The following is a 16,550-nucleotide window of genomic DNA, read 5'->3' as shown; positions in this document are numbered from 1 at the left end:
TTCCTATTAAAAACAGTTAGTTGAGAAGCGTTAGCGATGAGCGAAGTTTTTTATTGACGTAATATTGACAATTTTTTTTGTTACAACTTTAGTCTTATTCAGTTCGTGGGAATTTTTGTCGCGCTGCTGTCGTCCCTGCGCCCCCGAGCCCTGCCGACATTCCTGTAGGAGCAGAACATGGCCCGATCCCTGTTCTTTTTCCGAGTGAATGGGTCCTACAGGAAGTTCGCCTCATCCTCGCGCAACCACGGGCCACCCAAGGCCCGCGGCCAGCCACGCCCCAGCGGCTGATGCTGCGTGGCGCGCTTGCGCGCCCGCGTTCGCCTCGCCACGACGTCACCTTCCACCGTGCATGCCTTCGGCCAGACGCGGCGCGCCCGCGTGTGCCCCCACCACAAGATCGAGGTCAAGCCAAATGGCCAATTTCAACAAGTCCGACCTGGAATTCATCCTCAAGCAGATCTTCATCGCCGAGGCCCATGCCAAGGGCATCAGCCTGGTTGAGCTGCTGCCCAACAGCCAGGTGCCGTTCGGCCTGCGCAGCGTCGATGGCAGCAACAACAACCTGGTGGCCGGGCAAAGCGAGTTCGGCGCCTCGGACAATGCCTTCCTGCGCCTGCTGGATGCCCAGTACCGGGCGAGCTACGCCGGCACCGGCACCCTGAGCGACAGCCAGCCACGGGTCATCAGCAACCTGATCGTCGACCAGACCGCGCACAACCCGGCGGCGCTCGAGGCCAATGGCGGTGCCGCGCCGGTGCTCAGCCCCGGCCTGGATGGAGTGTTCGGTACCAACGACGACAAGGAGGTGTTCTTCATCCCCAACGTCTCGCCGGATGCCGGCCTGACCGCCAGCTTCAACGCCTGGATGACCTTCTTCGGCCAGTTCTTCGACCATGGCCTGGACCTGGTGACCAAGAGCAGCAGCGCCTTCGTGTTCATCCCGCTGCAGCAGGACGACCCGCTGTTCAACCCGGCCAGCCCGACCAACTTCATGGTCCTGCCGCGAGCCGTGCGCGACGCCCAGGGCGGGCAGACCAACACCACCTCGCCGTTCGTCGACCAGAGCCAGACCTACAGCTCGCACCCCTCGCACCAGGTGTTCCTGCGCGAGTACGCGCTCAACGCCGACGGCGACCCGGTGGCCACCGGGCGCCTGATCACCAACCGCAGCCTGGGCGCCGATGGCAAGTTCGGCACCCTTGACGACGGCAACGGCGAGAGCGGCGGCATGGCCACCTGGGCGGTGGTCAAGGCCCAGGCCCGCGACGTGCTCGGCATCGACCTGACCGACGCCAACGTGCACAACGTGCCGCTGCTGGCCACCGACGACTATGGCAACTTCCTGCGCGGACCCAATGGCATGCCCCAGGTGGTGATGCGCGTGGGCAACGGCGCCGATGGCATCGCCGGCACCGCCGACGATGTCACCACCCTGGTGGAAGGCAACCGCGCCGCGCCCATCAGCCTGTTCAACGCGGTGGGCACCGGCCATGGCTTCCTCGACGACATCGCCCACAACGCCGAGCCGGTGTCGCTCGGCGGTGTGCTGCAGGCCGACGGCGACAGCGCCATTGGCAATGCCCAGGCGGTCGGTGCGGGCGGCAACAACCTGACCTACGACAACGAGCTGCTCGATGCCCACTACATCGCCGGCGATGGCCGGGTCAACGAGAACATCGGCCTGACCGCCGTGCACCATGTGTTCCACTCCGAGCACAACCGCCTGGTGCAGCAGACCAAGGACACCGTGCTCGGTGCCGGCGACGTGGCCTTCCTCAACCAGTGGCTGCTGACCCCGGTCGCCGCCATGCCCACCAGCGCGGCCGAAGTCGCCGCCCTGGCGTGGAACGGTGAGCGCCTGTTCCAGGCCGCCAAGTTCGGCACCGAGATGCAGTACCAGCACCTGGTGTTCGAAGAGTTCGCCCGCACCCTGCAGCCGCAGATCGACGAATTCCTCGCGCCCAACGGCTACGACACCTCGATCAACCCGGCGATCCTCGCCGAGTTCGCCCATGTGGTGTACCGCTTCGGCCACTCGATGCTGACCGAAACCGTCGACCGCTTCGACCCGGCGTTCAACCCGGTGCTGTCCGACCCCGACAACCCCGACCAGCAACTGGGCCTGATCGCCGCCTTCCTCAACCCGCTGGCCTTCGCCGGCAGCGGCGCCACCGCCGACCAGGCCGCCGGGGCGATCATCCGCGGCGTGACCCGCCAGGTCGGCAACGAGATCGACGAGTTCGTCACCGAGGCGCTGCGCAACAACCTGCTCGGCCTGCCGTTGGACCTGCCGGCATTGAACCTGGCCCGTGGCCGCGACACCGGCATCCCCTCGCTGAACGAGGCGCGCCGCGAGTTCTACAGCATGACCGGCGACAGCCAGCTCAAGCCGTACATCAGCTGGGTCGACTTCGCCGACCATCTCAAGCACCCGGCCTCGCTGGTCAACTTCATTGCCGCCTACGGCACCCACGCATCGATCACCTCGGTCAGCAGCGTCGCCGACAAGCGCGCCGCGGCCATGGCCCTGGTGTTCGGCGGCCCCGGCGCGCCGGGCGATCGCCTGGACTTCCTCAACGGCACCGGCCCCTGGAGCAACGTCAGCCGGGCCGGCAAGGACGGGGTGCTGGGCACTGCCGACGACATTACCGGGGTGACCATCACCGGGGTCGATGCCATCGACTTCTGGGTCGGCGGCCTGGCCGAGGAGAAGATGCCGTTCGGCGGCATGCTCGGCTCGTCGTTCAACTTCGTCTTCGAGACCCAGCTGGAGGCCCTGCAGAACGGCGACCGCTTCTACTACCTGTCGCGCACCGCGGGCCTGAACTTCGGCACGGAGCTGGAGAACAACTCGTTCGCCAAGCTGATCATGGCCAACTCCGACGTCACCCACCTGTCCAACACGGTCTTCCTGACCCCGACCTTCACCCTCGAGGTCAATGCCGCCAATCAGTTCACCGGGCTGGGTGACGACGGCCGCGCCGACCCTACCGGCGGCATCATGATCAACGGCGTCGAAGTGGTGCCGCTGGTGATCCGCGACAACCCCGACACGCCGGACCCCGACAGCAACTACCTGCACTACACCGGCGAAGACCACGTGGTGCTGGGCGGCACCGCCGGCAACGACATCATCATTTCCGGCGACGGCGACGACACCCTCTACGGCGATGCCGGCAACGACTACCTCGAAGGCGGCGCCGGCAACGACGCGGTGCTCGGGGGGGCCGGCGACGACATCATCTGCGACTCGTTCGGCGACAATCGCCTGGAAGGCAACGCCGGCAACGACGTGATCGTGGTCGGCAGCATGCTCGCCGCCGGCAACCTGATCCTCGGCGGCGACGGCCAGGACTTCATCGTCACTACCGAGGACATCACCACCACCTTCGGCGGCCAGGGCGATGACTTCATCCTCGGCGCCAAGACCAACCTGCCGCCCACCGGCAACGAGGGCGACGACTGGATCGAGAAGGGCACCCAGGACGGTGCGCCGGGCGACAACTTCGCGCCGCTGCTGACCGACGACGTGGTCGGCAACGACATCTTCGTCGGCGGCGGTGGTTTCGATGAAATGATCGGCGAGGGCGGCGACGACATCTTCGTCGGCAGCGATGCCCAGGACAAGATGGACGGCATGTCCGGTTTCGACTGGGTGACTTACAAGAACGACCAGGTCGGCGTCACCGTCGACCTGAGCTTGGCGGCCCTGGCCCAGCCCCATGGCAACGCGCCGAACCAGAATGCCGGCGTGTTCAACCCGGTCGGCGCCTCGCCGGCCTCGATCCTCGACCGTTTCGCCGAAGTCGAGGGGGTGTCGGGCTCGAAGTTCGCCGACGTGCTCAAGGGCGACGACGTCGATGCGGTGACCATCCTCAACCACGGCGGCACCACCGGCAGCGCGCTGAGCAACGTGCAACTGATCCGCGGCCTGGCGCAGTTCCTCGCCGATGCCGGGTTGCCCACCAGCGGCTTCGCCACCGGCAACATCCTCCTGGGCGGCAATGGCAGCGACCTGATCGAAGGCCGCGGCGGCGACGACCTGATCGACGGCGACAAGTGGATCAACGTGCGCATCGCGGTGTATGCCGCCGACGACGTGAACCACAGCGGGCCCGAGATCGCCAGCTTCGACAGCATGGTCGAGATGATCCCGTTGATGCTCGACCGCACCTACAACCCTGGCCAGCTCAAGGCCGTGCGCGAGATCCTGCCGGGCACCTCGAGCGGCGGCGCGGCGTTCGACACGGCGATCTTCTCCGGGGTGCAGGCCGATTACCAGGTTACCCAGGACACCCGCGGCACCGCCGACCTGGCCGACGATGTGTGGACCGTGAGCGACTCGGTGGCCGGGCGCGACGGCGTCGACACCCTGCTGCATATCGAGCGCTTGCAGTTCGCCGACGGCCAGCGCGTGCTGGTGCCGGGGCAGAACCTGCAACCCACCGGCAGCCCGACCGTCAGCGACGGCAACGGCGGGGCGATTACCGTGGGCGACATCCTCAGCGTGAGCATGGCCGGCGTGCGCGATGGCGACAACGTCGCCCTCGGCAACCTGCAGGGCACCCTGGCCAACACCTCGGTGTCCTACTACTGGCAGTTCGAGGCCGACCCCGGCAGCGGCGTGTTCGAGGACATCATCCTGCTGCCGGCCGGCGACCTGGCGTTCCAGAGCGCCGATGGCACCGCGTTCAAGGTCTCGCCCGACCTGGTCGGCCTGAGCCTGCGGGTCAAGGCGATCTACCAGGACGCCCATGGCACCACCGAGATGCTGTTCTCGGCGCCCACCTCGGTAGTGGCGGCCGGCGCCCCGGTGGTGCCCACGGCGGCCACCCCGGTGGTCGATGCCAGCGCCGGCGGCGCCGGCCTGCACATGGTCCGCTCCGACCTCAACTTCATCCTCGCCCAGATCAAGCTCGCCGAAGCCGACGCGGCCGGGCAGGACATCCTCTCGCTGGTCCCCAACATCCGCGCGCCGCTGGGCCTGCGCGCGGTGGATGGCTCGAACAACAACCTGATGAACCTCAACGGCAACGACCACACCGAGTACGGCGCTGCCGACAATGTCTTCCCGCGGCTCACCGACCCGGTGTTCAACCCCGCCGAGGGCGCGCCGGCCGGTTTCTTCGGCCCCGGCTCGCCCGCCATACCGGGCACCTCGTACCAGCAGACCAGCGGCGCGGTGTTCGATTCGCAGCCGCGCACCATCAGCAATCTGATCGTCGACCAGACCGCGCACAACCCGGCCGCCTACGCCAGCGCCTATGACCCTGGCGCCAACGGCACGCTCGACTTTGGCGCGCCGGGCAGCGACGACGTGCTCAAGGACGGCGTGCGCATCGTCACCAGCCCGGGCATGGACGGCGAATTCGGCAGCAGCGACGACAAGGACGTGTTCCTGTTCGAGAACACCGCGCCGGACGCCGGCCTATCGGCACCGTTCAACGCCTGGATGACCTTCTTCGGGCAGTTCTTCGACCATGGCCTGGACCTGGTCACCAAGGGCGGCTCGGGCACGGTCTATATCCCGCTGCAACCGGACGACCCGCTGTACGTGCCTGGCGGCCACACCAACTTCATGGTGCTGACCCGCGCCACCAACCTGCCGGGGCCCGATGGCATCCTCGGCAATGGCGACGATATCCACGAGCACACCAACACCACCACGCCGTTCGTCGACCAGAACCAGACCTACAGCTCGCACCCGTCGCACCAGGTGTTCCTGCGCGGCTACGTGCTGACCGACAGCGGCCCCATCGCCACCGGCCGGCTGATCACCAACCGCGACCTGGGCGGCGACGGCAAGTTCGGCACCGGCGATGACCACGAGATCGGCGGCATGGCCACCTGGAAGGTGGTCAAGGCCCAGGCCAGCGATATCCTCGGTATCCGCCTGACCGACGCCGATGTCGACAACGTGCCGCTGCTGGCCACCGACGCCTACGGCAACTTCATCAAGGGCCCCCATGGCTACCCGATGGTGGTGATGAAGGGCGCCGACGGCAAGGGCGGTACCGCCGACGATGTGCTGGTCGAGGGCAACCCGCTGGCGCCGATCGACCTGAGCAACGCCGTGCGCACCGGTCACCAGTTCCTCGCCGACATCGCCCACAACGCCGTGCCGGTGTTCAGCGCAGGCGTGCTGGCGCCCGACGCCGACAGCGACGTCGGCAATGCCGTGGCGGTCAACCCGCAGACCGGGGCCAACCTGGCCTACGACAACGAACTGCTGGATGCCCACTACATCGCCGGCGACGGCCGGGTCAACGAGAACATCGGCCTGACCGCCGTGCACGCGATCTTCCATGCCGAGCACAACCGCCTGGTGGCGCAGACCCAGGACACCGTGCTGGAGGCCAACGACCTGGGCTTTCTCAACGAATGGCTGCTCACGCCGGTGCAGGCCTTGCCGACCAGCCAGGCCGAGATCGACGCGCTGGTATGGAACGGCGAACGCCTGTTCCAGGCGGCCAAGTTCGGCACCGAGATGCAGTACCAGCACCTGGTGTTCGAGGAGTTCGCCCGCACCATCCAGCCGCGGGTCGACCTGTTCTTCGCCCCGACCCAGGTCTATGACGTCGACCTCGACGCCTCGATCGTCGCCGAGTTCGCCCACACGGTGTACCGCTTCGGCCACTCGATGCTGACCGAGACCGTCGACCGCTTCGATATCGACTTCAAGACCATCGGCGACCCGGCCAGCAGCGACCCCAACCAGCAACTCGGCTTGATCGCCGCGTTCCTCAACCCGCTGGCCTATGCCGCCAGTGGCGTGACCCCCGAGGAGGCGACCAGCGCCATCGTGCGCGGGGTAACCCGCCAGGCCGGCAACGAGATCGACGAGTTCGTCACCGAGGCGCTGCGCAACAACCTGCTTGGCCTGCCGCTGGACTTGCCGGCGATCAACATCGCCCGTGGCCGCGACGTCGGCATCCCGTCGCTCAACGCCGTGCGCCGGGAAATCTTCGGCCAGACCGGCGACACCCAGCTCAAGCCGTACAGCAGCTGGGTCGACCTGGTGCAGCACCTCAAGCATCCCGAGTCGCTGATCAACTTCATCGCCGCCTATGGCACCCACGGCACCATCACCTCGGCGACCACGCTCGAAGGCAAGCGCGCCGCGGCCATGCTGCTGGTGTTCGGCGATGACGGCGTCAATGAACCGAGCGACCGCCTGGCCTTCCTCAACGGCACCGGCGCCTGGGCCAACGTCAACCTGGCGGGCAAGGACGGCGTGCTGGGCAATGCCGATGACCTCAAGGGCGTGACCGTCACCGGGGTCGATGCCATCGACCTGTGGATCGGCGGCCTGGCCGAACGGATCACGCCATTCGGCGGCATGCTCGGCAGTACCTTCAACTTCGTGTTCGAGAACCAGATGGAGAAACTGCAGGACGGCGACCGCTTCTACTACCTGGAACGCACCGCCGGCCTGTCGATGAACGCCGAGCTGGAAAGCAACTCGTTCGCCAAGCTGATCATGGCCAACACTTCGGCCACCCACCTGCCGGGCCTGGTGTTCTCCGACCCGGGCTTCTACCTGGAAGTGAACCAGGCCAAGCAGTACAACGACGGCCTGGGCAACGCCGACCCGCTGGGCGACAACGGCGAGCAGGTGGTGTTCCGCGACAGCCCGTTGACGGTGGGCCCCGACAGCAACTACATCCGCTACGCCGGCGACCAGCACATCGTGCTTGGCGGCAGCAACGGCGATGACATCCTGGTGTCCAGCGAAGGCGACGACACGGTCTGGGGCGATGGCGGCAACGACCGTATCGAAGGCGGCTATGGCAACGACCAGCTGCGCGGTGGTGCCGGCGACGACATCATCAGCGACGTCGGCGGCGACGACAACATCCAGGGCGGCGACGGCAACGATGTGCTGCACGGTGGCAAGGGCGTCAACCTGATCATCGGCGGCTTCGGCAACGACTTCATCGTCACCGGCGAGGATGCTTCCGAAGCCATAGGCGGGCAGGGCAACGACTTCATCCTCGGCAGCAAGGCCAACGAGCAGGACATGGGCAACGAGGGCGACGACTGGATCGAGAAGGGCACCTCGGACGGCGCCCCCGGCGACAACTTCGACCCGCTTGGCAACGACCCGGTCATCGGCAACGACGTGTTCATCGGCGGCAACGAGAACGACAAGTTCAACGGTGAGGGCGGCGACGACATCATGGTTGGCAGCCTCGGCTTCGGCGACCGCTACATCGGCGGCTCCGGCTACGACTGGGCGACCTTCAAGGGCCTGGCCCAGGGCGTGACCGTCGACTACAGCGACCGCTTCTTCGATGTGCCGCCGGTCCCTGGCTCCGGCGCCTCGGCGCTGGTGCGCTTCGACATCATGGAGGGCCTGTCGGGTTCGGCCCATGGCGACTTCCTGCGCGGCGACAACGAGGACGCCACCTCGCTGCCCACCGCCGGGGCCAACGGCAGCGTGCTGACCAACATCGGCCTGATCAACGGCCTGGCCAGCCTGCTGCAGCCCGCGGCGACGTTCTACGACGGCGGCAACATCATCCTCGGTGGCAGCGGCAGCGACCTGATCGAAGGCCGCGGCGGCGACGACATCATCGACGGTGACAAGTGGCTGAACGTGCGTATCAGCGTGCGCGCCAACAGCGACGGCACGGGGGCGGAACTGGCGAGCTTCGACAGCATGGAGCCGATGGTGCCGCTGATGCTCAAGGGCACCTACAACCCCGGCCAACTGGTGATCGTGCGCGAGATCCTCACGGGTACCGACAGCTACGACACCGCGCTGTTCTCCGGGATCGCCAACGACTACCGCATCGTCGTCGAGGGCAACACGGTGATCGTCACCGACACCGTGGTCGGCCGCGACGGCGTCGACCGCCTGACCGGCATCGAGCGCCTGCAGTTCGCCGACAGCGCCCAGGCATCCGGGGTTGGCACGGCGCTCAACAACGGCCCGACCGGGCACCTGGCGATCGTCGATGCGGCCAGCGGCCTGCGCGACGATACCCCGGTGGCCGGGCAACTGCTGCGGGTCAGCAACCTGGCGGTGCACGATGCCGACAACCAGGGCGCCGGCAACCCCAGCGGCGCGCTGAGCGGGCCGGTGTCCTACTACTGGCAGGTCGAGACGATCCCCGGCACCGGCGTCTACGAGGACATCACCTTCGTCGCCGCCGGCGAGGTCTCGCGGGCCATCGGCAGCACCTATCGGGTGGCGGACGACGTCGCCGGCCTGAGCATCCGCGTGCGCGCGGTGTACCAGGACGCCAAGGGCACGCTGGAGATCGTCGACTCGTCGAGCAACAGCGCGCCCAGCGCGGGGCCGACCGTGACCGGGCTGCTGGCGCAGAACCAGGTGCTCACCGCCAACCCGGCCAGCATCGTCGATGCCGACGGCATCAGCGCCGCGCCGTTCACCTTCCAGTGGCAGACCAACAATGGCGGGGGCTGGGTCAACGCGCCCGGCGCCACGGCCAGCACCTTCGCCCTGGGCCAGGCCCAGGTAGGCTTGAACGTGCGGGTGCTGGTCGGCTACGTGGATAACTTCGGCGTGGTCGAAAGCGCGGCCTCGGACATCCTCGGGCCCGTGGCCAACGTCAACGACGCGCCTACCGGCACGGTGCTGATCAGCGATACCACCCCGGACCTGGGCCAGTTGCTGACCGCGCAGACCGGCGGCATCGCCGACCTGGACGGCCTGGGGGCGTTCAGCTTCCAGTGGCAGCAGGGCCTGGCCGGCAACTTCGTCAACATCCTCGGCGCCACCGGCGCCACCTTCACCCCGGGCCTGCTGCAAGGCGGCCAGCAACTGCGGGTGATCGTGCGCTACACCGATGGCTTCGGCGCCCAGGAGACGCTGACCTCCGCGGCCACTACCGCGGTGCGCCTGCTACCGGGCGTCAACCTGCTGGGCACCGGCGGGGCCAACACCCTCAACGGCAGCGTCGGCAACGACGTGCTCAATGGCCTGGGTGGCAACGACACGCTCAATGGCTTCGGCGGCATGGACCAACTGCTCGGCGGCGCCGGCAACGACACCCTCAACGGCGGCGATGACGATGACATCCTCAACGGCGAGGACGGCAACGACCTGCTCAATGGCGGGCAGGGCGCCGATGCCATGAACGGCGGTGCCGGCAACGACACCTTCGTCGTCGACAATGCCGCCGACACCGTCATCGAGGCCGCCGGGGGCGGGGTGGACCTGGTGCAGACCAGCCTGGCCAGCTACCTGCTGGGCGCCAACCTGGAGAGCCTCGCCTACACCGGCAGCGGCGACTTCAGCGGTACCGGCAACGCGCAGGCCAACACCCTCACCGGCGGGGTCGGCAACGACACGCTCAACGGCGGTGCGGGGGACGACCGGCTGGTGGGGGGCGCGGGCAACGACACCTACGTGGTTGACTCGCTGCTGGATGCGGTGGTGGAGGCCGCCGGTGGCGGGATCGACACGGTGCTGACCTCGCTGTCCGCCTACACCCTGAGCGCCAACGTCGAGAACCTGACCTACACCGGTGTCGGCAACTTCATCGGTATCGGCAACGGCTCGAACAACGTGATCACCGGCGGGGGCGGCAACGACCTGCTCAGCGGCAATGCCGGCGACGACACCCTCAACGGCAACGCCGGCAACGACACCCTCAACGGCGACGGCGGCAACGACCGTTTGTTCGGCGGGCTCGGCGCCGACACCTTGGTTGGCGACGGGGGCGACGACAACCTCGATGGCGGCGATGGCAACGATACGCTCAATGGCGGTAACGGCAACGACACGCTGCAGGGTGGTGCGGGCAACGACAACCTCGAGGGTGGGGTCGGCAGCGACCTGCTGGTGGGCGGCGAGGGCAACGACACGGTCCTGGGCGGTGGCGCCAACGATACGTTGCAGGGCGGTAACGGCGATGACTTCATCGATGGCGGTGCCGGCGACGACACGGTCAGCGGTGGCGCCGGCAACGACTCGCTGGTGGCCAGCAACGGCAACGATATCTTCCAGTTCGCCGCAGGCTTCGGCACCGACCAGGTGTTCGGCTTCGATGCCGCCCCGGCGGGGGGCCAGGACCGGCTGGATATCGTCGCGCTCAACATCACCGCGGCGACCTTCGCCGCCAGCGTGACCATCGCCGAAGTCGGCGCCGATACCTTGATCAGCTTTGGCGGGCCAGACTCGATCCGCCTGGTCGGGGTCGGGGATGCCGGCACGGTGACGGCCGCGGACTTCATCCTGGCGAGCTGAGGGGCGCCAGGCATGAGCAAGGGGAGCGCAAGGAAGCGCTCCCCTTTGTCGTGTCGGCGCCTGTAGGCGCCGGCCTTGCCGGCGAACACCAGCATAGCCGGTGCCAAGCGCCTCAATTCACATAGCTGGGCACGGTCCAGGCACCGTCCCTGAACCCCCGGCAGCGCACATAGCCGGCCCGGTAGGTCAGCACGAAGCGTGTGCCGTCCCAGGTCCAGAACGCCCGCTTCATGCAGTCGCCGCGCGGGCTTTGCATCTGCCAGGAAGCAAGGGTGGCCCGCGCGCGGTCGAAGCGGCTGCCGGCCTCGGTCACCAGGCGGGCCAGGTAGGGTGGCCGGTCCTCGGCGACCCAGAACCCGGTCGCGGTGTTGTAGCTGTTGGCCGCGCATTGCGTGCTGACCAGCAGCCGGTGTTCATCCAGCCGTTCGATCACCAGGGGGCCGGCGTGCAGGTCGGGGCAGGGCTGATGGGGTGACAGCGCGCTGGCCAAAGCTTGGCGCAGCGCCGGGTCGTCGGCCAGGCGGGCATCTACGAGGCGGGTGTCGACCAGTGGCGGATGGCTGATGGGCGGCGAGGCACGCTCGGGCCCCGGCACCAGGTCTTCGTCCTCGTCACCGCGCCTGACCGCGGCGCTAGGGGTGCCAAGGCGCTCCTGCAGTTCGTCCATCTTCAGCAGCGCGGCGGTCGCGCCCGCCCCGGACAAGGGCCAGGCGTGCCCGAGCGCATCGACGAAGCGGATCCTGGTGTTGCCCGCCAGGGCATCGACCAGGCGTCGGCTGGCGTACTCGTCGAGCACGAAGTCCCGCGGGCCATGCTCCGTCGCCGAGCCGACCAGTTCATCGTCCAGCACCAGGCTGACCGGGCTGGTCGGTGGGTCGCCGGCCAGGTCGGCGAACAGCAGGTTGGCGCTGAAGGGCGTGCGCGGGCCGGCTTGGCGATTGAGCGCCAGGCTGATGCCGTCGAGGCTGTCGCCGGCTGAATAACCCATGGCCACGCAGGTGCCGGTCCTGAAACACACCAGGTCCCAATCCTTGTGGGAGAACTCGACGCCCTCCCTGGGCACCTGGGCCTGGGCAAGGGTGCCGAGCAGCAACAGGGGCCAGCACAGCGCGTGCAGTTTCATCCGTGCTCCGCGCAACGCACAGGCCTTGAGCAAATGTCCTGGCACTGTCACTTCACCTGGCCGTTATACACCACGCTTGCCGAGCCCTCTTTCTTGATCGTCAGGGTGTTGCCTTCGGCCAGGCTCTCGACCATTTCCGAGCAGCCGTCCACCTGCTGCTTGCCATCGACCTGTTCGGCGCTGCTATCGAAGCTGAATACGTAGGTGGAGGCGGGGCAGGCATTACCGCCCTCGCCGGTGGATATCACCAGCACATAGCGGGAGGGGCCGAATGCGTAGGCTTTTTCGAGGGTGACGTACCCCGTGTATTCAGGCTCTTCGACGATGGCCGCCATGAGGTTTACCACGCCGGCACGGGACGGGTAGTTCAATGCGCTGCCCGTGCCCATCTGCTGCAAGGTGAACGGCCCGGTACCGGCATCGCTGACGGGCAATGGCGCATAGGTCACGCTCGGTGCCGCAGGGATTCGTTCACCCTTGCAGTCAGTGTCCTTGGCGCATTGGCCGGTGAGCGCAGTGGCCTGTTCGGCCTTGTCGCAGCCGCTTAGGGCCAGGGTGAGCAGGGTCAAAGCGAGCAGTCGCTTCATTGACGAAGTCCTTTTCGGGGGGATGGCGGCGTGCAGTATCACCAATCCCATGGGGCTTGTCGTGTGCCGAAAGGCAAAGGCGACTAGGTCGGGCTGGCGAACACGTCCTCGATAAAGCGTTCGATGGACTGCTGCTCGAGGATCTCGATGGAAAAATGCCCGAAGCGCTTGGGCAGCCAGAGGATGCGCGCGCCGGCCGGCGATTGCAGGTCGGCGCGGGCCAGGGGCTGGCCGTTCTCGTCCTCGGGCTGCACGCCGGCAGCCAGCAGTTGGTCGTAGGCCAGCTCGATGTCCGGGGTCGAATAGCAGTGGCGGTAGATCATGCCCTCGCCGTGCTGGTCGAGCAGGGTCTTGAGGTTGCCGGCCAGCGGCTGGACCAGCATGAAGCGCTCCTGGCCCAGGCGCGCCACCGCGTAGCGCACCTGCAGGCCGCGACGTTCCCAGACCTGGACGGTGGAGATCTGGGCACCGAGAATCTGCTGGTAGTAGGCGCAGGCGGTTTCGAGCTGGGCGACCAGTACATCCACATGGCTGAACTTGAGCTGCATGGCAGGGCTCCTGAAGGGCGCTCAGTATGCAAACGCTAGCTTTGTTTGCCTGCCCCCTTGTTGGGAAAAAGCTTGGCGAATTCCACGAATGACTCAACGAATTTTGGATCGAACGAGGAGGTGTCCAGACTGGCAAAGGAGGAAGACCGATCAATATTCCAGTGCTGGAACACTTCCTTCAATTCACTCCATTGGGTTTTTGCGCCGAATGCATTCAGGTAGAAGTCGCCGAATCGAATCGCATGAATTCTATCCGAGCATTTCAGCGCTTCGCTGGCGTAAGACTTGCCGAGGGTGAATGCATATTTGGCGCACGCCCCCAGAAGGCCGATAACGAGGAGCGCCTTGAGTGTTATCAAGATCAGGACGGTCAGCAGAATCTGGGCCTGCTGGTCGATGTGAGTGAGGTTGTAAATGCCAAAACCGATACCGGCGATCAGTGATAGAAAGCCGATGCAGTACCAGCCGTAGCCCAGCCATCGATCCCGCCGCTCTAGCGTTTTAAGCGAGTCGATGGCGACCTTGATGTAATCGGCCGCGTTGATTTTCAGCGCGGTAGCCACCTGTTCGGCTTCCTTTTCCAGCTCCTTGCGTCGCTCGCTAAAAGCCTGGACCGCCGTTGTCACCTGCCCGCAAATAGCGTCCAGATCCTGGTTGGGCTGGATGATGGCGTGGATATCCTGAAGCGCCAGTGGCGGCGGGGTGTTATCAATGATCACTGGTATGATGAGCATTCTGCCCGTTTCAGAAGCATAGGCCCGGGCCGCCCCTACTTCGGTCAGCACGTACTTCGAGTTTTCAGTATGTTTCGATATCACAACGATAAAAATCTCAGCCGCTTTCAGCCGATGTGTCAGCGTTGCGCGCCAATCGGTACCGGCAACGAGCGAGTCGAGATCGTAACTGAGCGTATGGCCCAGTGTTGCTAGGCGCTTGGCGAGGTCCCTGACGAAAACTTCGTCAGCTCGTTGGTAGGAAATATAGATGCTTGCCATAGCGTGTTGAGAACCTGATCGTGATGGCTCGATTCTTCCGGACGACGGTTTACAGGCGGGTCGGATGAAACGTCCTTGTTCATGGAAAATGTCTGGCCGAGCGATTGCACGCCGTAGCTGCAGCTAAGTGTCAGTTGGCCACCATACGGGGCAGTCAACAGCCTGTCCAGCGTGAGGATAGGGGCATGCGGGTGTTCGATCGTTGGTGAGGCAGTTCAATCAACGCACCCGCTCGCGGCTCTGTACCGCCAGGTCCAGCGCCTGGCGCATATCCAGCCGCGCCGAACGCCCCACGGCGCTGTCATCCAGCTGGTAGCCCCGCTCCGAGGGCAGGATCGGCGCGGTCAGGTCCTCGGCATCCATGGCTTCGAAATCGTGGCTGTCGCCGATGCTCATGGCGCTGCGGCGCAGCAGCATGCGCAGCTGTTCGGGTTGCAGTTGCGGGTTGATCGACAGCATGGCCGCCACCAGGCCGGCGACCATGGGCGTGGCATAGGAGGTGCCGCAGTGCACCGCGCCTTGTTCGCCGCGCTGGCGCGTCGAGGCCTGGGCGCAGGCGGCGGCGGTGATGTCCACCCGCCTGTCGATGTTCGAGCGCTGGCGTTTCACCGCATAGGCCGGGTCCGCGACCGCGAGGCCGTGCTCGCTGTTGCGCTGGTGGCCACCGACGACCAGCAGTTGCTCGGTGACGAACGAGGAGGGCAGGCGATATTCATCGCGCCCCGAGAAAGACGCGCCATTGCCTGCCGAGTTGACCACCACCACGTCGGGGTGGGCCTTGCGCAGCCACAAGAAGAACTCCTCGAGCAATTCCTCGTAGCCGCTCATGGCGATGTTCGAGCGCAACAGCGAATCTACCGTGTCGCCCTGTACATCGCGGGCCCCGACACGGTGGATGCCCCAACTCCAGTTGAGTACCCGCGCGCCGTCCTGCACCAGGTTGACCGACGCTGCGATGTTGGCGGTGATGCCGGCATCGCTGTTGCGCTCGACGATGACTTCGAAGCCGCCGCTGTGCTTGTCCAGGCCACGCAGCAAACCGGTGTTGCCGCCTTGGTCCCAGGCGGCGGCGAGGACACCGGCCACCGTGGTGCCGTGACCGTCCGGGCGGCCGGCGTCGCGGGCATACACACAAGTACGCGGCGGCGCGCACTCGCCCAGGTAGTCGGCGAAGTCGGCACTGTCGAAGTCGACGTCGCGCTCGATCACGCCGATACGTATCGGTTGCGCCAGCAGGCCTGCTTGCGGCGCGGGGACCCGTTCACGGTAATAGTGCACGGCATCCAGGAAGCGGTTTGCCGCCCATTCGTCCGAGTCCGCTGGCGGCTTGTTCGTTTGCGTCGCGGGCGCGGCTTCCTCGGCCGCCGATTCCTCGACCACCACCGCGTCGACGCCGGTCTCGCTGCCCAGGCGCAGCACCAGCGCGTCGCGCTGCAGCAGGTCACGGGCAGGCAAGCGCAGTTGATACAGATTGAGCGGTGCGATGCTGCCTACCACCTGCGCGCCGTACTTGGCCGCCAGGCGCTCGGCTTCGCGGCGGCCATCGTGATGTTCCTCGATCAACAGGCTGACCAGGTCGACATAGGTGCTGAGGCCGTCCATGTTCGTTGCCACCTCGTGTGGCCCGGCAGCCAACACATGGTTGTTGCGCAGGCTCAGCCAGACCGCGTTGCTGACGCGTTCGTCGTCGATCAGCCATAGCGGTGCGCTGCTGTGCTGCCTGGCGTCCAGGCGCAGGCGCAGCGTATCGCCCTGGCGCTGCACGCTTTCGGCGGGCAGCGCCGCATCGCCCAGGCGCAGTTGCGGCGTTTGCCCACGCATCCCGCGCACGCTCAGGCACCAGTCCTGCGTCTGGCTTTGCAGCAGGTCGGCGCAGCGCTGCAGACGTTCAACACGCAGTGGTGCTTCGGCGGCGGCGAAGCCGGGCAGGCAGATCAGGGCGGCGAGGGCTGCGCAACGTAAGGGCATGGGTGGGTTTCCTTGCCGGTGGCACTGCTGTTGCGACCGCCGTGGCAAGGGTTTCGTTCAGCTGGTTTGGCAGAAGGGCAGTTGGCTTGGGGGTGAGGGGCCTGGCGC

General features: G+C 66.4%; 6 protein-coding genes. 1 reads left to right on the top strand and 5 read right to left on the bottom strand.

Annotated features, from left to right (window positions below; genetic code table 11):
- The first annotated feature begins 415 nt into the window (after positions 1–415).
- Positions 416–11,221 (top strand): peroxidase family protein, encoded by a 10,806-nt coding sequence (locus tag NJG22_RS13875; protein WP_253095250.1) that lies wholly within the window; start codon positions 416–418, stop codon positions 11,219–11,221.
- 112 nt (positions 11,222–11,333) lie between these two features.
- Here NJG22_RS13875 and NJG22_RS13870 read toward each other — a convergent pair whose 3' ends face one another.
- The 5 genes from NJG22_RS13870 to NJG22_RS13850 all read right to left on the bottom strand — a co-directional run bounded on the left by NJG22_RS13870 (position 11,334) and on the right by NJG22_RS13850 (position 16,442).
- Positions 11,334–12,344 carry a DUF1176 domain-containing protein gene (locus tag NJG22_RS13870; RefSeq protein ID WP_253095247.1) on the bottom strand — a complete coding sequence of 337 codons (1,011 nt, stop codon included), beginning with the start codon at positions 12,342–12,344 and terminating at the stop codon, positions 11,334–11,336.
- A 47-nt stretch (positions 12,345–12,391) separates the two neighbouring features.
- Positions 12,392–12,931 carry a hypothetical protein gene (locus NJG22_RS13865; RefSeq protein WP_253095245.1) on the bottom strand — a complete coding sequence of 180 codons (540 nt, stop codon included), beginning with the start codon at positions 12,929–12,931 and terminating at the stop codon, positions 12,392–12,394.
- Between the two features lie 83 nt (positions 12,932–13,014).
- The gene (locus tag NJG22_RS13860; RefSeq protein WP_253095243.1) at positions 13,015–13,479 is read right to left on the bottom strand and encodes a VOC family protein; all 465 of its coding nucleotides are present in this window, start codon (positions 13,477–13,479) and stop codon (positions 13,015–13,017) included.
- Between the two features lie 35 nt (positions 13,480–13,514).
- Positions 13,515–14,474, bottom strand: coding sequence for a toll/interleukin-1 receptor domain-containing protein (locus NJG22_RS13855; RefSeq protein WP_253095241.1), 960 nt, complete (start codon positions 14,472–14,474; stop codon positions 13,515–13,517).
- Between the two features lie 219 nt (positions 14,475–14,693).
- A complete protein-coding gene (locus tag NJG22_RS13850; RefSeq protein WP_253095239.1) occupies positions 14,694–16,442 on the bottom strand; it encodes a S8/S53 family peptidase in 1,749 nt (582 codons plus the stop codon).
- Positions 16,443–16,550: the final 108 nt, after the last annotated feature.

The sequence above is a fragment of the Pseudomonas sp. VA159-2 genome (assembly GCF_024126635.1).
In the GTDB taxonomy this organism is placed as follows: Bacteria; Pseudomonadota; Gammaproteobacteria; order Pseudomonadales; family Pseudomonadaceae; genus Aquipseudomonas; species Aquipseudomonas muyukensis.
Note: the sequence above shows the minus strand (reverse complement) of the source record. Positions and strands in the feature narration are given on the sequence as shown.

Excerpts from the sequence above, each read along its gene's own strand:
- NJG22_RS13875 (WP_253095250.1), top strand. The coding sequence starts at position 416 with ATGGCCAATTTCAACAAGTCCGACCTGGAATTCATCCTCAAGCAGATC.
- NJG22_RS13870 (WP_253095247.1), bottom strand. The coding sequence starts at position 12,344 with ATGAAACTGCACGCGCTGTGCTGGCCCCTGTTGCTGCTCGGCACCCTT.
- NJG22_RS13865 (WP_253095245.1), bottom strand. The coding sequence starts at position 12,931 with ATGAAGCGACTGCTCGCTTTGACCCTGCTCACCCTGGCCCTAAGCGGC.
- NJG22_RS13860 (WP_253095243.1), bottom strand. The coding sequence starts at position 13,479 with ATGCAGCTCAAGTTCAGCCATGTGGATGTACTGGTCGCCCAGCTCGAA.
- NJG22_RS13855 (WP_253095241.1), bottom strand. The coding sequence starts at position 14,474 with ATGGCAAGCATCTATATTTCCTACCAACGAGCTGACGAAGTTTTCGTC.
- NJG22_RS13850 (WP_253095239.1), bottom strand. The coding sequence starts at position 16,442 with ATGCCCTTACGTTGCGCAGCCCTCGCCGCCCTGATCTGCCTGCCCGGC.